General features: G+C 44.5%; 12 protein-coding genes. 8 read left to right on the top strand and 4 right to left on the bottom strand.

Going from position 1 to position 18,434, the window contains the following annotated elements:
* Positions 1 to 3: 3 nt before the first annotated feature.
* From LZF95_RS15060 to LZF95_RS15045, 4 genes are all read right to left on the bottom strand, one after another.
* Positions 4 to 381 (bottom strand): DoxX family protein, encoded by a 378-nt coding sequence (locus tag LZF95_RS15060; protein WP_233755924.1) that lies wholly within the window; start codon positions 379 to 381, stop codon positions 4 to 6.
* A 24-nt stretch (positions 382 to 405) separates the two neighbouring features.
* Positions 406 to 603 carry a hypothetical protein gene (locus tag LZF95_RS15055; RefSeq protein WP_233755923.1) on the bottom strand — a complete coding sequence of 66 codons (198 nt, stop codon included), beginning with the start codon at positions 601 to 603 and terminating at the stop codon, positions 406 to 408.
* 303 nt (positions 604 to 906) lie between these two features.
* Positions 907 to 1,050: a hypothetical protein gene (locus LZF95_RS15050; RefSeq protein ID WP_233755922.1), complete on the bottom strand. Its 144-nt coding sequence runs from the start codon at positions 1,048 to 1,050 to the stop codon at positions 907 to 909.
* Between the two features lie 289 nt (positions 1,051 to 1,339).
* Complete coding sequence (locus LZF95_RS15045; RefSeq protein ID WP_233755921.1) at positions 1,340 to 4,150, bottom strand: YCF48-related protein; 2,811 nt, start codon at positions 4,148 to 4,150, stop codon at positions 1,340 to 1,342.
* A gap of 331 nt (positions 4,151 to 4,481) precedes the next feature.
* Here LZF95_RS15045 and LZF95_RS15040 point away from each other — a divergent pair, with 331 nt between their 5' ends.
* From LZF95_RS15040 to LZF95_RS15005, 8 genes are all read left to right on the top strand, one after another.
* On the top strand, positions 4,482 to 5,135 hold the full coding sequence (locus LZF95_RS15040; RefSeq protein ID WP_233755920.1) for a DUF3365 domain-containing protein: 654 nt from the start codon (positions 4,482 to 4,484) through the stop codon (positions 5,133 to 5,135).
* Positions 5,136 to 5,381: 246 nt separating this feature from the next.
* The gene (locus LZF95_RS15035) at positions 5,382 to 8,552 is read left to right on the top strand and encodes a TonB-dependent receptor (RefSeq protein WP_233755919.1); all 3,171 of its coding nucleotides are present in this window, start codon (positions 5,382 to 5,384) and stop codon (positions 8,550 to 8,552) included.
* Positions 8,553 to 8,565: 13 nt separating this feature from the next.
* Complete coding sequence (locus LZF95_RS15030) at positions 8,566 to 10,425, top strand: RagB/SusD family nutrient uptake outer membrane protein (RefSeq protein WP_233755918.1); 1,860 nt, start codon at positions 8,566 to 8,568, stop codon at positions 10,423 to 10,425.
* Between the two features lie 64 nt (positions 10,426 to 10,489).
* On the top strand, positions 10,490 to 13,849 hold the full coding sequence (locus tag LZF95_RS15025) for a VCBS repeat-containing protein (RefSeq protein ID WP_233755917.1): 3,360 nt from the start codon (positions 10,490 to 10,492) through the stop codon (positions 13,847 to 13,849).
* A 46-nt stretch (positions 13,850 to 13,895) separates the two neighbouring features.
* The gene (locus LZF95_RS15020; protein WP_233755916.1) at positions 13,896 to 14,849 is read left to right on the top strand and encodes an SUMF1/EgtB/PvdO family nonheme iron enzyme; all 954 of its coding nucleotides are present in this window, start codon (positions 13,896 to 13,898) and stop codon (positions 14,847 to 14,849) included.
* A 19-nt stretch (positions 14,850 to 14,868) separates the two neighbouring features.
* The gene (locus LZF95_RS15015) at positions 14,869 to 16,182 is read left to right on the top strand and encodes a Gfo/Idh/MocA family protein (protein ID WP_233755915.1); all 1,314 of its coding nucleotides are present in this window, start codon (positions 14,869 to 14,871) and stop codon (positions 16,180 to 16,182) included.
* A gap of 2 nt (positions 16,183 to 16,184) precedes the next feature.
* Positions 16,185 to 17,096, top strand: a complete 912-nt coding sequence (locus LZF95_RS15010; RefSeq protein ID WP_233755914.1) for a hydroxypyruvate isomerase family protein — start codon at positions 16,185 to 16,187, stop codon at positions 17,094 to 17,096.
* 186 nt (positions 17,097 to 17,282) lie between these two features.
* On the top strand, positions 17,283 to 18,317 hold the full coding sequence (locus LZF95_RS15005; protein WP_233755913.1) for a YCF48-related protein: 1,035 nt from the start codon (positions 17,283 to 17,285) through the stop codon (positions 18,315 to 18,317).
* Positions 18,318 to 18,434: the final 117 nt, after the last annotated feature.

Raw genomic sequence — 18,434 nt, 5'->3', positions numbered from 1 at the left:
TCCTTAGCTTTTGACAATGGGCAAATACCTTTCCCTGTTTTCGAAAGCTGCCCAAATAAGGATCGCCGCCATCACAAACGGGACAGGACTGTAATCACCTAAAGTGATATGGTGCGCAAGGATTCCCACCATCAAAGGGACAAGTATCAGTATGCCCAATGCCCGCCATTTCGGAATAATAAGCAGCGCACCTCCTATAATCTCAAAGACTGCGACGAGTGGCATAAGCCAGGTAATCGTCATCATGGCCTCAAGCATGGTCATTACCTCCTGCGGTAAATCGTCCGGCATGGGTATGTAGTTGAAAAACTTGTTGAGGCCTGAGTTAATAAACATCAGTCCGGTCAGGAGACAGGCAACGAAAAGGATTTTATTTTTCATGTGTTTATAATTGTTTTTCAATGGTCACACCTGCCTGCCGGCAGATGGAATCTCGCCCGGGAAATAATCATCCCTTTGTGTGTCGCCTTCGACAAGCTCGATTTCATATCGAAAGTTTTTGTGTTTGACCATCATACTATGAATCCATCGTGCCAGTTCCAGCCCTTCATTGCCAATACGGGGGATGAAGGGCTCTTTTTGGGATTGTTTTACTCCCTCCACTGGGATGTATATTCGTAAGGCACCTTACTTAATAAACCGGGACAATGGGTACTATGAGTATAAATATACTATTTTAATCGTAATCGCTCATAGAGAAATCAGAGAGTAAATGTGTATTTCACCGGGGGGTACGGGCTCCTGCCTCCGGTGTCCGTACCCAATAACAGGAAAGCTCTTTTTCCAACAGTTTTTCGAATGCATCGTTTTCTCCGGATTCAAGCAATACAGCCGGCATAAACCCCATCTACCTCAAACTCTATGTAATAGTGAAAATCCAGATCATGTGTAGTGTTATAAACTGCACTATGACAATAGTCCTATTTCCTGCATACCACCATTCTCAATTTCCCTCGGCTCTTCCCAAGGAGGGGTGTTTGCTTTGAAATAGGAATAACCACACCTTCCTGGAAGGAGATTCTTTGAGATATAGACGCAATACTGTTGCATAAGTATAAGGCTTGTCACTTTTTCAGCAATGCTATCCTAAGAAAATGGATAACCTTTTTCACTGATTTCAAAAAACTAGGCCCATGCCCTGTTTTCTTAAATGAAGCTGTTTAGGGCTAGCTCAGAAAATCCCGATTTTGGGATTTTCTGGTGTATGGAGAAAGACCTATTGTCGTCAAAAAACTTGTACTTGCTGAAAAACAGCTCGCATGAAAAATGGGCTAATTATTCAAAATGATAGCTTTTGATTATTAATGGCGTTTTTCAGCATGCCCTATTTAGAGCCCGCTTAATTCACAATCACCTTTCGCAGCATCAGATTCGATCCTGTATTGAACTGTAGCAAAATCATCCCTTTCGGTAAATGTTCAAGCCTGATTTCCTTGGTTCCAGAGGATATGCCTATTGCTTGGATCAGCTGTCCAAATGAATTGATCACCCGAAGGCTTTTATAATTGGCATTACCTATCTCTATAGTTAGCGTTCCGGAAGAAGGGTTAGGAAAAACCCGGACATTCAGATCTTCTTTTTCCGGCAGGGCAGTGATCACATTGACATTAACATCAAGAGTGCGAGCTGTGCCTTCATTGCATGCATTTTCGGGCGTGACGCTTAGTTGGAAATCCCCTTCTTTTTGCCACTGGACTGTTACTTTTTCCGAGCCTTGTCCCTTCAGTATAATCCCTCCAGCGTCTGCTATAGCCCATCTGAAGTTTATATTTTCCTGAGCCGGGATTTCATATACTGTTTCCCAAAGACCGGTTTGATTTGGGCCTGCTATTTCTCCCGGTTGTCCAGGAGGCATATTGACTGTAATCGCCTTTGTAATCGGATCAGCTTTGCCACAGGCATTTTCCTGAACCACCCGTATTACTTGGCTGCCCGCAGTACCCCATCTTACCTGAACCAGGGAAGTCCCTTGCCCTTGGACAACCTCGCCTCCATTTATCTCCCAAGTATAGCTTACCCCCGCTGAATCCGGCAGTGAATAGATTTCCGTTTCTTCCAGACAAACGGTACCATTCCCTTCAATTGGACTATTGCCCGCCGGAAGTGATGATACCAGTACCTCCATCGCTGAAGTTCTACCATTTCCACAGAAGTTCTCCCTACTCACATACAGCCCGTTTCTTCCGGGTGACTTCCACAGTACTTCGATTTCATTGGTTCCCTGGCCGGAAACAATTTCCCCACCATCAGCTCTCCACACGAACACTTCTCCAGGGAGCGCTTCATCAGCAACGGAATATTGGCCTATGGTAAGGCAAAGTTGGTTTTCCCCCGTAATTTCACTGAGCTCGGTAGGCGGTACACATTCATACCTCAAAATTGTACCATCATCACCTACAGCAAAAGCTACTGTAGGTGATGCCACACTTATGTCGGTAAGGTTCCTTGTGGTTCCACTTGGTATCCTTATCCAGGATTCTCCTCCGTCCTTCGTCTGCAGTACAAGGCCATAATCTCCAGACACAAATCCAATGTTTTCATCCCAAAAATCCACAGAAGTGAGGTTTTCAGTAAATGGGATGTCGATTTTTCTCCAGGTTTTTGCCTTGTTTTCAGACTTGAGCAAAACTCCAGCATCACCTACGATGATCGCGGTGCTGGAGTCAATCTTTGCCAAAGAATTCAGGTTTTCTGTAGTCAACTTTGGTAGATTTTCCCACGTATCCCCACCACTGTTCCAGCTGATCTGCCCCTTGTCTCCTACGGCAAATCCCACCTGGTAATCAAAGAATGTGATGTCCCGAAGATTCTCAGAGGTATTTGATTGTATCCCCGCCGCATCCCAGGTTGCGCCGGAATCCGATGATCTGGCGATAAATCCATTTGTGCCGGTAACGTAGAGCACAGATGTCGCAAAAAGATAAAACCCGGTAATAGTCTCAGAGGTCTGCACCGGAACTGGTACCCAGGAAGATCCGCTGTTGCCGGTTCTGTAGATTTTACCGGAAGCAGCTCCCACATATCCAAAAGATGTGCTCCAGAATCCCATACTTACTATGTCAATGCCTTCGGGAACTGGCCTGTACACCAGACTAGTCGCTCCATTACTTGTCACGTAATCTGCCCCACGCTGTCCCGTGATATGTCCGGCCCGGTCTGATTTGAAGTCGGTTCCTGTAAAATCATTGCGGATTCCCGCCATTCGCAGACTATAGCTGCTGCCGGCATTGGTGGAGGAAATAAGGTAACCATCCTGACCTACGCCGAATACCAGGTTACTTGATGGCTTAAATGCCAAAGCTTTGAGGTTTCTGGTGTTGGTGGCACCCAGATTGGCTTTACCAAAAGAAGCCCCGGAATTAGTAGATCTAAGAGCCGTAGCCGCTTCACCCACCACCGTAATGATGCGGATGTCCAGGGGACTAACGGCGACTTTTTGTAAATTTGTGGTCACTTGGGAAGTCTGCGTCGTCCAGTTTTCCCCTCCGTCGATAGTTTTTAATATAATCCCTCCGTCACCTACCGCATAGCCAATCAGCGTGGTGGAAAAAGCCACCCCATTAAGATCAGCCGACAATCCTGAATTCAAAGGGTTCCATTGATCACCTCCATCGTAGCTTCTCAGGATTATCCCTTGATTACCTACTATATAGGCAGTATCAGAATTAATAAACCTTATATCATTTAAACTTTGGGTAGAGCCGGACAGGATTTTGGTCCAAGAATCTCCTTTAGAGGTGGAACTTAAGATTTGCCCCCCGTCTGAGATGGCCACTAGTTTACTTTCAGAGACTATTGTTAGGCTAGTTAAAGCCTGGGTACTCCCCGAAGAAATTTGGTTCCATGTATTTCCTGAATCCTGGGTTTTGAGAATCAAGCCATTTTCACCCACGGCCACTCCTGTGGTCTCATCATAAAAGACCAGGTCCAGCAGCCTTCCCTCAAAACTTACAGGAAGTTCTTCCCAGGTGATCCCTCCATCACGAGTACGGATAATAAGGTTTTCTCCTACCGCAAAGCCCAGATTTTCATCCACCCAAGTGATCCCTTCCAGATCCAGTCCCCAGCTTTGCATTCTGGTCCAGGTTTGGGGAAAAAGCTGTGTGCTAAACAGCATCCCGATTAAAAACAGACCATGAACTTTTTGCATAGGTACAATTAAATTAAAGAATATGAATATACGGATTTCTGCCAGTAGCGGAGTTTCTTTAACCACAAAGGACACGAAGATCCCGCAAAGGACACGGCTACTCTATGTACTAGCTGTGTAGAATAATTAAAGGGCTGAAAGGGCTGCTTATCATCTCATTTACTTAGAGCCGCAGTCTGAAAATCTCATGCCCTGGCATCAAGTACCGGACAACAGCCTCAGTGATCAGTTCTTCTGTCTCCTTCTATGTGTTACCAGGTATGGATTTAGAAACTTCGGGGGAATTCAAGCTATGATTCGTAATTTTATCTATTCTTAAACACGCAGCCTTATGAAGCACTTCGTCTATATTTTGATTTCATACTTTCTTTTAATGGCTTGCGGGCCTCAAGAGCGGGTATCCAAGGAGGTGTTTGATAAAGTAAACAGTTCTATGGAGGCCAAAAGACTTTCTGAAGCCCAGATTATACAAGAGGCTATGGTCTGGGGAGACTCCATTAGCACTGAAGCGCAGCAACAGCTTATGTCCAACTTGCATCAGGCTGTGGAAGAAAGTGGGTTTACGGGAGCATTGGATTTTTGTAGTGTGAACGCCGCCTCTATAACAAAGGCAGTGAGTGACCGCTATAAAATCTCGATAAGACGTACCTCCTTTCGCGCCAGAAACCAGAATAATCTACCAAACGAACCGGAAAGCCAGATTTTGGAAGCTTACCAATACAATGCGGAGAATGGAATAGTCAGCGAGCCAAATATCCAGAAAATCAATAATGGAGATACGTTGCTTTATACCAAAGCGATTATTATCCCCTCAGAGTTTTGTCTGAATTGTCACGGTAATCCAGAAACCCAGATTGATAAAGCGGTTTTAGAAAAGGTGGATTCTTTATATCCCGGAGATTTGGCAAGGGATTTTGAGGTTGGGGATCTGAGAGGAATGTGGTCTTTGAAAATTCCTAAAAAAGCAGTGGTCAATCGGCTATAACAATCGTTTGAAAAGCCTCTGAAGAGCGATTTTATAGAGATTTTTCCCACAAAATATTATTTTGTAAATCTTTGATATATTCAAAACTTCTTTGAATAATACAATTATAAAAGGCTAGGAAGTTAGTTGTAGGGCATTTGCATCAAAATTCAGTCAATATTTGGTAAAAAACAGTTTGGTTTTGCAAAAGCAACGGAGGACATTAGATTGTTAAATTTTATTAATTAATAGTAAACCCCTATGCCAATGAGAAACTTTACTCATTTAAGGCTATTCAGCATGACAATACTCTTTTGTCTAGGACTGATTAGCACCGCATTCACACAGACCCGGGAGGTGTCTGGTGTGGTCATTTCAGGAGAGGACAATCTGCCTCTTCCTGGTGCCTCCGTACTTGTGAAAGGCACCACAAATGGAACCGTCACAGACATAGATGGTAAATTCACCTTAAGTATTTCCGGGCCTTCTGATATTCTGGTATTATCATTTATTGGTTTTACCCAGATGGAGGTACCCGTAGGTGATCGTTCAATGTTTGAACTCACGCTGGTTCCTGACACAAAATCCCTCGAAGAGGTAATCGTCGTCGGATATGGTGAGCAGAAGAAAGAGACGATCACGGGTTCAGTTGCCACGGTGAAAGGTAAGGAGCTGACCAAGTCCCCTGCCATGAACCTGTCCAACTCTATTGCCGGCCGTATGGCGGGTGTAGTGGCTGTAAACAGAGGTGGCGAACCTGGTTATGATGGGTCCAGTATCCGTATCCGTGGTTCCAATACCTTAGGGAATAACGATGCCTTGGTGGTAATCGATGGAATTCCGGCAAGAGCCGGTGGCCTGGAACGTTTAAATCCAAATGATATTGAAAATATCTCCGTATTGAAGGATGCTTCGGCGGCTATCTATGGATCAAGGGCGGCAAACGGTGTAATACTTGTGACTACAAAACGAGGTGCGACAGGAGCCCCAGAACTGACTTTTCAAGTGAATCAGGGTTTTGCCCAACCGGCAATAATACCAGCCTTGGCAAACGCAGCTGAGTATGCCAATGCGCTTAATGAAATAAATATCTATGAACTTCCTACCTCAGAGTGGGCTGCAGCCAACGAGGCCTATAAAGTAAATGGACAATATACTAGGCCAGATGGTCAGGTGAGAACAGCTCCCTACAGCCCTGATGAGATAGAACTGTACAGAAATGGATCCGATCCATGGAACTATCCTGATACGGACTGGTATGGAGAAACACTAAAAAACTGGTCTCCCCAGAGTATGTACAATTTACAGCTGGTAGGCGGTAGCGAAAATGTGAAATACTTGACATCCTTGGGTTATCAAAATCAAGACGGATATTATAAAAACTCCGCAACGGGCTACAAACAGTATGACCTGCGGATTAATGTGGATGCAAATGTGAACAAGTATATAAAAGTAGGATTGGGTATTCTGGCTAGAGAAGAAGTTAGAACTTTTCCTACTAGAGGAGCAGGGGCTATTTTCCGTATGCAGATGAGAGGTAAGCCAAACCAGCCTGCTTATTGGCCAAATGGGCTACCGGGTCCAGATATTGAAAATGGAGAGAATCCTGTCGTAATCACCACAGATCAGACAGGCTATAACAATGATAAAAGAGACTATATCCAGACCACCGGTAATATTGAAATTAAGATTCCAAGTGTAGAAGGGTTGAAATTTACAGGTACAGCAGCTATTGATAAGTATATCCAAGCTACAAAAAACTGGCAAATCCCATGGACACTGTATGAGAGAGGCAGTGGCTTCGAAGAAGATGGAGTGACCCCGGTATTGGTACCAAGTAAAAGAGGCCCAGCTGATCCAAGTCTGTCTGAAGGAACAACACAAACATTAAACATCCTTTTAGGAGGTGTTTTAAATTATGACAAGACATTTAACGATGTCCATACACTGAATGTGGTTGCTGGTGTGAACAGAGAAACCATAGAAAGTAATAATTTTAATGCCTTCAGAAGGTACTTTATCTCAACTGCTATTGACCAGATGTTTGCTGGAGGTGATTTAGAAAGAAATAACGGAGGTGGGGCTTATGAAAGAGCACGCTTGAATTATTTCGGTAGAGTAGCCTATAACTACAAAGAGAAGTATTTGGCAGAATTTCTATGGAGAAACGACGGTTCCTATATTTTTCCTGAGGAGACTAGATTTGGTTTCTTTCCAGGTATTATGCTAGGCTGGGTAGTTTCTGAAGAGAACTTCTGGAAAAATTCCTTGGGCAAGACATTTGATTTCTTCAAAATCAGAGGTTCTTGGGGACAGCTGGGTAATGATCAGATCTACTTTGACGGAAATCTTCAAGAGTATCAATTCTTGTCCACGTATGGCTTCAGTTCTTATATAATTGATGGCATTGAGACCAAAACACTTTTCGAAACTAGAGTGCCTAATACCTCAATTACTTGGGAAATCGCCAATAACTCTAATTTAGGCTTTGAGGGTCAGTTCCTTCAAGGAAAGCTGTTCTTCGAGTTTGATTTGTTTTATAACAAGCGTACTAATATTCTTTGGAGAAAAAATGCTTCCGTACCTCAGTCCACGGGTCTCACCTTGCCTGCAGAAAATATAGGAGAAGTGGAGAATAAAGGTTTTGACTTAAACTTAGGTGTAAGAGGAGGCAAAGGAGAGTTCCAGTATTCCGCCAGTGTAAACGGAGGCTATGCCAAAAATAGTATTTTGTTCTGGGACGAGTCTCCTGGGGCCCCTGAATGGCAGATGTCAACTGGCAAACCAATGAATACGAACTTGGTGTACCAGTATGATGGAGTATTCCGGGACCAGCAGGAAATTGATGCAGAGACCCTAGATTATTCTGCCATCACAAATAACCTGCGCCCAGGTGATATGAAGTACAGGGATTACGATGGAGATGGTAAAATCACACCTGACGACAGGGTGCGTATGGATAATAACAACATTCCGCTTTTTCAAGGAGGTGTTAATTTAACAGCAAATTGGAAAGGTTTTGATCTTACAGTTTTAATACAAGGTGCTGCTGGGGCCAGACAATTTATCAGTGCAGGTGAATCTGGAAATATCGGTAATTACCTATCCGATATTTATGACAACAGATGGACGATTGATAACCCAAGCAGTACTGATCCGAGACTTGCTAACCGATCTGACCAATACTGGTCAAGTAATAATACCTACTGGTTTAGAAGTTCTGATTACGTAAGACTAAAGAATGTGGAGCTTGGTTACAATATCCCCGCACATCTCACTGAGAAAATCGGGGTTAGAAATGCCCGTTTCTATCTAAATGGATTGAATCTGATCACATTGAGCAAGAACAAAGTGTATGATCCAGAATCGGATAATTCACTTGGACAATATTATCCTCAGGCACGGGTGATCAACACTGGTCTTTCTGTTTCATTTTAATTAAGCTGAACCAATGAAAAGAAATATAAAATACTTAACAATAGCATTCGCAGCCAGCTTGACCATAGCCAGCTGTAACAGCGACTTCTTGAACACTGACCCACTTGGCGAAGTGTCAGAATCAGCAGTATGGACTGATCCAGCTTTGGCAGAAGCATTTGTAACTGGCATATATCAGGGATTTGGTAATGGAGGATTTGATGAACAAATGCTGGCGTCCTTAACTGATGAAGCAATTTTCACCCACCCAGGACGTGGTATTACCACAGTAACCGAAGCTAGAGTTAACTCGGCTGATTTAGGATGGGTAAATGGCACATATAGCTGGGGCAATATGTATAGCTATATTAGACGGGCTAACATCGCAATTGAAGAGCTATCTGAACCCCAATTTTCAAATGAAGGAGGTATTGCAGATAGATTATTAGGAGAAGCAAAGTTCATGAGGGCTTACTATTACCATCAGTTAGCAAGGTATTTTGGTGGAGTTCCATTGGTTGACAGACCTTATGGTCTTGGGGAGGACACTTACGAGCAGCCTAGAGCTACGTGGGAAGAAACGGTTAATTTCATTATCGCCGATTTGGATGAGGCTGCTACCTTGTTGGCAGGCAAAAGTATGGGCGAAGGAAGAGCAAGTGAATTGGCTGCTTTGGCCCTGAAATCAAGGGTTCTTCTTTATGCAGCCAGTGACCTGCACGATGGGCCTACCGCTACGGCTAACTCTCCTACTTTGGCTAGTTACAGCGATTTGGATTTGGTGGCTTACACTGGGGGAAATAGGAACGAAAGATGGCAAAAAGCGCAGGCTGCGGCCAAAGCGGTGCTTGATAAAACCAGTGGTAATCTGTACGGTCTATCTGAACCTGTACCACACGAGGAAGGTATTCAAAACTATATTAATAATTCACTTTCCAGAAATGGAGGAGAACAGGAGTTAATTCTAGCTAGATACTTTATCAATATGAAGCAGGAAAACGGGGGACGTCAAGGTTTATATAATGGCCCAAATGGCTATAATAACTGGGCGGGAAACAGTCCTGTACAATTGTTGGTAGATGACTATGAAATGATGGACGGAACCGAATTTGACTGGTCAAATTCTGCCCATGCTTCCGCTCCCTATGAAAATAGAGATGCACGCTTCTATGCTTCCATTCTCTATGATGGGGCACAATGGAAACCAAGAGCTACTGCCAACCAGCCAAGAGATCCACTCGGACAGATTCAAACAGGAACTTATGAAGTAACTACTTCCTCTGGGGCGAAGGAAACTCATTTCGGACTGGATACCAGAAACAGCCCCATCGAGGATTGGAATGGAAGCTATACCGGCTATTATGTGAGAAAATTCATTGATCCGGATCCAGCCATCGTAGATCAAAATACCTGGCAGGAAGTACCATGGCCTATTATCCGATTTACTGAAGTGGTGTTGAATTATGTGGAAGCATCACTTGAATTAGGGCAGGAAGACGAGGCTCGAAACTGGTTGAACCAGATCAGATTCAGAGTGGGACAGCCGGCTATCACTGACACAGGGGAGGCATTGGTAGCGCGCTATAGAAATGAGAGAAGAATAGAGATGGCTTATGAAGAGCAGCGATATCATGATGCACGCCGTTGGATGATCGCCGAGGAAACCTTAGGCCGTAAAGCGGATATCATCAATATTACCGGTACGCTGAAGCCGGGACAGACACTATCTACCTATCGATATGATCCGGAGATTTACAATTATGTGTATAAGGTACAGCCAATTGACCCGGGAAAGGAAAACAGAACTTGGCTGGATAAAATGTATTATGTACCGATTCACAGAGATGAGATCAACAGAAATGCGAATCTTATCCAGAATCCTGGTATAGAATAAAATCGAAATCTATTATTTTTAAACTAAGCCACTCCATCCGGGGTGGCTTAGCTTATTTTAAATCATGATACAAAGAACCTTCCTCGCCGCATTTGCACTTGGCTTTTGGCTGATGTCTTGTTCCAAATCAGACAATTCAGGCCAAGCAGAACGTACTTCGGTATCCTCTACTCCGAACCTCTTTTCGCTTTTGACCCCAGAGCAAACGGGCATCACTTTTTCCAATAGAATAGAAGAAACCCTCAATCTCAATGTACTCATGTATGAGTACCTATACAATGGTGGTGGTGTAGCGGTAGGTGACCTGAATGGTGATGGATTGGATGACATCTATTTCTCCGCCAATGTCAGCGGAAACCAACTGTATATCAATGAAGGTAAATTAAAGTTCAAAGAAACGGCAGAACGCTCAGGGGTAACTGGCAGAGTTGGCCCCTGGAAGACCGGAGTGGTCTTTGTCGATATCAACGGGGATAATAGATTGGACATCTACCTCTGTTATTCCGGTAATATGCCCTCAGAAAAGCGTAGGAATGAGCTTTTTGTAAATCAGGGAAATGATGAAAACGGAATCCCGTTATTTAAAGAAATGGCTGCCGAATATGGCATAGATTCCAGTGCTCCCTCTACTTCAGCGAGTTTTTTTGACTTTGACCTGGATGGAGACCTGGATCTTTTTTTACTCAACCATAATACCCAATCCATACAGAATCAGGATGTGAATTTGACCCAAGCCTTACTAGCCCAAAAGCACGAAGCCGGCTCACAGCTCTTCGAGAACCGGAATGGAAAATTTGTGGAGATAACACAACAGGCAGGTATTTCCAGCTCTAGCCTTTCTTATGGGTTGGGAATAGCCGTGGCAGATATCAATCAAGATGGCTGGCCAGATATATACATCGGCAATGACTACTCCATGCCGGATTACCTCTATATCAATCAGAAAGACGGCACTTTCAGAGATGAAATCCATGAGCGCATGGGACATACCTCCCATTTTTCCATGGGAAATGATATTGCGGATTACAACAATGATGGCTTACCGGATATTTTCACCCTGGATATGCTTCCTGAAGGCAATGAAAGACAGAAACTCCTGCTTGCCCCTGATAATTTCGAACTGTTTGAACTGAATGTAGCAAGAGGTTTTCATCACCAATACATGCGAAACATGCTGCATGTAAATTCCGGAGACGGTACATTTCAGGAGATCGGCCAGTTGGCAGGCGTTTCCAATACGGATTGGAGCTGGGCATCACTTTTTGCGGATTTTGACAATGACGGCTGGAAAGACCTCTTTATCACCAACGGCTACCTGAGAGATTACAACAATCAGGACTTTTTGAAATATATGGACAATTACGTGCGAACTTCAGGTGGCAAACTCAAGCGTGAGGACCTACTGAATATGGTGAAGAACATGCCTTCTTCTAACCTCACCAACTACATTTTCCAAAACAACAAAGATCTAACGTTCAAAAGCATGACAGCTTCCTGGGGAATTGATCACCCTGCAAATAGCAATGGTGCGGCCTATAGTGATCTGGATAATGATGGTGACCTTGATCTGATTGTCAACAATATTAATTCCCCAGCATTTATCTATGAAAATCTTTCATCTCAGTCTGACAGTTCGAATTATCTAAAAGTGCAGCTTCAAGGCCAAAATCAAAACACAGCCGCCTTGGGAGCAAAAGTTATCCTGAACATTGCTGGAAGCCAGCAAGTACTGGAGCAGAATCCCTACAGAGGATATCAATCATCAATTTCCCCGATCCTCCATTTTGGGATAGGAAGCCATGAGCGGATAGATTCCTTGACAGTACTCTGGCCAGGTGGACAAATCAGTAAAACTTACGACTTGCCCGCAAATCAGTTGCTACGGCTAGACCAGAAGGAAAGTACTGTCAATACCGATAGGAAACCAGCATCTTCCACACCATATCTGGCAGAATTGGCAACTGTGAGGAATAGTGCCCCTCGATCCATAAATGATTACAAACGACAACCGCTTTTGATCAACCCTATCTCAGGAAATGGAAAAGCGATGGTCTTGGCAGACTTTAACGGTAACGGCAGGATGGATCTTTTTCTGGGTTCCGGAGCCGGTGTAAGTGCCACTATTCGGTTTCAGGATTCTAAAAACAACTTTTCCAGACCGGATTCTACAGCTTTTCTATCTGCGCGGCTTTCTGAGGACACAGATGCATTGGCTTTTGACGCCAATGGGGATGGGCATGTGGATCTCTATGTGGCCAGTGGTGGTGTTTATGATTTTAACCTGGGAGAGGAGGTCCTTGCAGATCGTTTATATTTAAATGATGGAAAGGGAAATTTTTCCTTGAAGGAGGGGGCTGTCCCATCTGGGAATTTCCCTACCGGGACAGTGGTTTCGGGAGATTTTAACTTTGATGGACACCTTGATTTATTTGTAGGTGGCAGGGTCAATCCCGGGCAATTTCCAACTTCTCCAGGAGGTAGAATCCTGATCAATGATGGTATGGGCAACTTTTCAGATCGGACCAAGGAACTTGCCCCAACGCTGGTTAATCTGGGGATGTTGACAGACTCTGCTGTATATGACTTGGATAATGACGGTACTCCAGAGTTGGTTGTGGTAGGCGAGGCTATGCCTATCCAGATCTTTGCTTATGAGATGGGGCAATGGAGTGAGGCTACTCTTCGCTTTTTTGATACTCATGAATATGGGCTGTGGAATGATCTACATGTAGCTGATTGGGATGGCGACGGGCACGTAGAACTGATGGCTGGCAATCTAGGCTTGAATTCCCAAATCAAAGCCAGTAGCGCCCAGCCTGCAGAGATACTTTATAAAGATTTTGATTCTAATGGGTCAATGGATGCCTTTCTGGGATATTATATTCAAGGTAAAAAATACCCTGCGGCCAGCCGGGACGAGATTCTGGGTCAGGTTAATTTTCTAAAAAGGAGATATCTGGACTTTAAGTCCTTTGCTAATGTAACCATGGATGAGCTGTTTACTACCGCAGAGCGGAATGGGGCTCAGAGTATCCCTATTACCAATTTAGAGACTACTTATTTTGTGAGAAATAAAGAAGGTAAATTCAAACCCAAACCTCTGCCCATCCAAGCCCAAGTTTCTCCTGTTTATGCCGTTGAGGCAGTAGATATCAATGGAGATGGCCATTTGGATGTAATAATGGGAGGAAACATTGATTATGGCAAGCTGTACTTTGGAAAATATGATGCAAACCATGGTGTCGTACTTCTAGGGGATGGACAGGGTGGGTTCACACATGCCCCAAAAGCAATCACAGGTCTAAATAAAACAGATAAAGTGCGTAAAATATCCTCTGTTAAGGACAGGATTTACATCTTTTCCCAGGATCACCAAGTTAAATTATACTCTGTCCAATCATCAAAAAGATTAGCAGAAAATTAAAAGTTCGAACTATATTGACGATTTACAATAAACCTCTATATTACCTATGACCTTGAAGTATATAGCTGCGGGTTTGCTTATGCTCACCAGCTTTGATTCCAGCAAAGATCTTGCTTTTGAAGCCTATACCCAAAATATCCCTGGAACAGCCGTTTCATTCGGGATGGTACCTATCCCCGCAGGTTCATTTCGCATGGGCTCAGATCTGGAGGAGGATACCAAGCCCAAGCACGAAGTGAAAATCGACGCATTTTGGATGGGCACGCACGAAGTGACCTGGGACTCATTTGAAATGTTTTTGGATAAGAATTATGAATTGGCAATTTCAGAGGGACCTCTAGGAGAAGTAGTGGATGGTCTATCCCGACCAAGTATTCCTTACTTGGATATGACATTTGGCATGGGGAAGGAAAACAAACCGGCCATAGGAATGACACAGTATGGGGCTATACAGTACTGTCACTGGCTATACCTGAAAACAGGGGTTTTCTATAGACTTCCTACAGAAGCAGAGTGGGAATATGCTGCCCGGGCAGGTACTGATACAGAGTATTTCTTTGGGGATAGTCCAGAGCAGCTCACTGAATATGCCTGGATAAAAGAAAATTCAGGAGAATCTACCCAACCTATTGGCAAAAAGAAACCAAACCCTTGGGGGCTTTACGATATCTATGGCAACGTACTGGAATGGACTTCCGATCTATATGATCCGGGGTTTTACGCCAGTTCTCCAAAAGAAAACCCTGTGAACCCTGCTTCTAAGCTATACCCTAGAGTGGTAAGAGGGGGCAGCTATGATACTCCAGGAGTAGAAATAAGCTCTGCAAAACGATTTGTAAGTTCCGCCGACTGGAAGAGAATAGATCCTCAAATACCAAAAAGCCAATGGTGGTTTCCTGAAGCTCCATTTTTGGGCATGAGGCTGGTGCGTCCTTTAAACCCACCAAGTAAGGAGGAGATTTTAGCCTATTACCAGACTAAACCCATTACCGATTATTAAACCTTAAATAACCATATATATGAAACTCGAAAACTCCCGCCGGGATTTTATCAAAACCTCCGCACTGGTCACAGGCGGACTGATCACCTCCCCATTTGTATTACCAGGTGCCTATGCTGCTCCTGCAAATGAACTGAAACTTGCACTGATAGGCTGTGGTGGCCGTGGAACCGGTGCTGCTTTCCAAGCATTTGAAACAGGCCACAACATCAAACTGGTAGCCATGGTAGATGCGTTTCGCGATCGCCTGGACAATAGCTACGATGCCCTCTCAGGAAAATATGGTGCGGAGAAAATCGCAGTTTCGGAAGAAATGAAGTTTATCGGTTTTGACGGGTACAAGCAAGCGATTGCAGCTGCTGATGTGGTCATATTGGCTACACCTCCAGGTTTCCGTCCTATGCATTTCGAAGAAGCGGTGAAGCAGGGCAAGCAGGTGTTTATGGAAAAACCTGTAGCCGTGGACGCCGCCGGTATCAGAAAAGTGCTGAAAGCCGCTGAGGAAGCGAAGGCGAAAAAGCTGAATGTGGTCGTAGGCCTTCAGAGACATTACCAGCCAAACTACATAGAAACCATCAAGCGTATCCATGACGGAGAGATAGGGGACATCATAAATGGCCAGGTATATTGGAATGATGGGGGCGTATGGGTACGGGAGCGCCAGCCAGGCCAGACAGAGATGGAGTATCAAATGCGCAACTGGTACTACTTCAACTGGCTATGTGGAGACCATATTAATGAGCAACACGTCCACAACATCGATATTGCAAACTGGGTAAAAAAAGGCTATCCGGTGAAAGCTGAAGGAACTGGAGGACGCCTGGTGAGAACGGGAAAAGAACATGGGGAGATTTATGACCATCACGTCTTAACCTTCACCTATGAAGATGGATCTGTGATTCACAGCGAATGCCGTCACTTCCCCGGTGCGCAGAACAGAGTGGATGAAAGCTTCCAGGGAACCAAGGGAACCGCTTTCTTAAGTGCGGGTAACCACGGTATCCTAAAAGACTGGAAAGGAAATATGCTCTATGATCATGACCGCAAAAACCAGCCGAATCCTTACCAGGTAGAACACGACCTGCTTTGGGAAGCTATAGTCAATGGAGAATACAAGTATGCTGATGCCGAAAATGCCGCTAAAAGTACCATGACAGCAATCATGGGCAGGTATGCCACGTATTCAGGCAAGCCATTGACGTGGGACGAAGCTCTGAATGGCCAGATTGACCTGATGCCTGAGACTTTGGCCTGGGATGCCATGCCTAAAGTGTTGCCTGGTGACGACGGTTATTACCCACATGCTATTCCTGGCAAAACCAAAGTGATCTAGTCATGGAGAGAAGAGGATTTATCAAGAAAATTGGCTTAGGAAGCACCCTATTGGGAGTTTCAGGAGCTATGAGCATGCCTTCTTTTGCAGCAGGCAAAGCTGAACCTACCTTTAACATGGATTTTGCGCCGCATTTCGGAATGTTCAGGAATTCCGCTCCAGGTGGGATTGTGGATGAGCTGAAGTTTATGGCAGATCAGGGGTTTAGGTCGTTGGAGGACAATGGTATGCTCGGAAGATCTGTTGAAGAACAGACTCTCATCGGCAAAACCCTTGAGTCTTTGGGAATGAGAATGGGCGTGTTTGTCATCGATGGAGGAGAAAATTGGAAAACCTCCCTCACTACTGGCAAGAAAGAGCATGAAGACCTTTTTGTGGACACCTGCAAAAAATCCGTGGAAGTAGCCAAGCGTGTCGGGGCAAAATGGATGACCGTGGTTCCCGGATATTTCGAGAGAAATCTTCCCATGGGAGTGCAGACCGGAAATGTGATTGAAGCTTATAAGCGCGGAGCGGAAATACTGGAGAAAGAAGGGCTAGTCATGGTTATGGAGCCGCTAAGCGACAATCCGGATCTTTTCCTTCGTCATGCGGATCAGTCGTACATGATCTGCAAGGCAGTAGATAGCCCAGCCTGCAAGATCCTTTACGACATCTATCACATGCAGCGCAACGAGGGAAACCTGATTGCCACCATGGAAAAAACCTGGGAAGAGATAGCCTATATACAAATCGGCGATAACCCGGGGAGAAAGGAACCTGGAACAGGAGAAATCAATTATAGCAATGTATTCAAATACATCCATGAAAAAGGCTTCAAGGGCGTCATGGGAATGGAGCATGGAAACGCCTCCCCTGGAATAGATGGGGAAAAAGCATTGATCCAGGCTTATAGAAAAGTTGACATAGTTTGATTTAAGTATAAGTATATCCGCTTTTCTGCCTGTAAAAAAATAAAAGCATCATAGGATTCGGAAAACACTAGCGCCAAGGTCTCTTCTGTCTCCTGTCTTCCCCGTCTATCGGCAGGCAAGCATCTAATAAAGCAAAGAAAATATGGCTACTGGCATCATTGCGGATAATCACTAAGTATATATAATATGTTCAAAAGTAAACTTTTGGCGCTATCAGTATTGGTAGCGCTTTTTTCCTGCAAAAAATCCGAGGAGAGCCTCTCCGAAAAACCACTTGGCTGGGAAATTCTGGAAACTCCTGTAGCTGCCTCTCTTAGGGGATTGTCCCCATTGACAGATGAAATCGTTTGGGCAAGTGGAAGCAATGGAACCTGGCTTCGGACTATTGACGCCGGTAAAAGCTGGGACCACGGAGTCATAAACGGATTGGATACAGTAGATTTTAGATCCATACATGCTTTTGATGCGCTCACAGCCGTAGCTGTTTCTGCGGGACAACCTGCGGTGATTTACAAGACGGCCGATGGTGGAAAGACTTGGAAGCTGAAGCACCAGGAGAATGAATTTGCTTTTTTGGATGGCATCAGCTTTTCTTCCCAAAACCACGGATTTGTCATTGGTGATCCTTTTGAAGGAAAGTGGACAATTCTCCAGACTGTAAATCAAGGGGAAAGCTGGTATCCTTTGGATTCCCTTCCCGGAGCCGTGGAAGGGGAGGCGGCTTTTGCGGCCAGCGCAACCTCACTATTGGCTATAGGTAGTCAACTCTGGCTTGCAACAGGAGGCAAGGAGTCAAATCTTCATTATTCCAATGATATGGGCACTACTTGGGAAAAATTCAGAGCACCTCTTATCCAAGGAGAATCCTCCCAAGGTATATTTTCCATTACAAGCATGGGAAATGGGGAAATTGTGGCAGTAGGAGGAGATTACCTTCAGGAAGAGCTACAGGAAGGTAATTCAGGTATATTTGTTTTAGACAAAAAGGAATGGACAAAACCCCAGGCGGGACCGGGAGGATATCGATCCGGTACCGTTTACTTTCCGCAGCAAAAATGGCTGATCGCTGTGGGGCCTTCGGGCTCGGATTTCTCCAAGGATGGCGGCATCACCTGGCAACCCTTTTCAGAAGAAGGATTCCATGCAGTGATGCTAGGCCATGCAGGTGGGGCTGTCTGGGCATCTGGAACTAAAGGGAAAATAGCTAAATTGAAGTATTGAAATTACTATGTTGGCACTTTTACCCGCCATTAAAAGTAGTCAGTTTAGCAAAAGATTTGCATATTGGTAAAGCTTTGACGAGATACTGGGTATTTTCTTCGAGCTGAAGCACAAGTC

This window comes from Algoriphagus sp. AGSA1, from assembly GCF_021390545.1.
GTDB lineage: Bacteria > Bacteroidota > Bacteroidia > Cytophagales > Cyclobacteriaceae > Algoriphagus.
Note: the sequence above shows the minus strand (reverse complement) of the source record. Positions and strands in the feature narration are given on the sequence as shown.

What these genes read in the sequence shown, in the direction of transcription:
- LZF95_RS15010 (WP_233755914.1), top strand. Translation starts at nt 16,185, where the DNA reads ATGGAGAGAAGAGGATTTATCAAGAAAATTGGCTTAGGAAGCACCCTA.
- LZF95_RS15025 (WP_233755917.1), top strand. Translation starts at nt 10,490, where the DNA reads ATGATACAAAGAACCTTCCTCGCCGCATTTGCACTTGGCTTTTGGCTG.
- LZF95_RS15060 (WP_233755924.1), bottom strand. Translation starts at nt 381, where the DNA reads ATGAAAAATAAAATCCTTTTCGTTGCCTGTCTCCTGACCGGACTGATG.
- LZF95_RS15005 (WP_233755913.1), top strand. Translation starts at nt 17,283, where the DNA reads ATGTTCAAAAGTAAACTTTTGGCGCTATCAGTATTGGTAGCGCTTTTT.
- LZF95_RS15040 (WP_233755920.1), top strand. Translation starts at nt 4,482, where the DNA reads ATGAAGCACTTCGTCTATATTTTGATTTCATACTTTCTTTTAATGGCT.
- LZF95_RS15050 (WP_233755922.1), bottom strand. Translation starts at nt 1,050, where the DNA reads ATGCAACAGTATTGCGTCTATATCTCAAAGAATCTCCTTCCAGGAAGG.
- LZF95_RS15030 (WP_233755918.1), top strand. Translation starts at nt 8,566, where the DNA reads ATGAAAAGAAATATAAAATACTTAACAATAGCATTCGCAGCCAGCTTG.
- LZF95_RS15020 (WP_233755916.1), top strand. Translation starts at nt 13,896, where the DNA reads ATGACCTTGAAGTATATAGCTGCGGGTTTGCTTATGCTCACCAGCTTT.
- LZF95_RS15015 (WP_233755915.1), top strand. Translation starts at nt 14,869, where the DNA reads ATGAAACTCGAAAACTCCCGCCGGGATTTTATCAAAACCTCCGCACTG.
- LZF95_RS15045 (WP_233755921.1), bottom strand. Translation starts at nt 4,150, where the DNA reads ATGCAAAAAGTTCATGGTCTGTTTTTAATCGGGATGCTGTTTAGCACA.
- LZF95_RS15035 (WP_233755919.1), top strand. Translation starts at nt 5,382, where the DNA reads ATGAGAAACTTTACTCATTTAAGGCTATTCAGCATGACAATACTCTTT.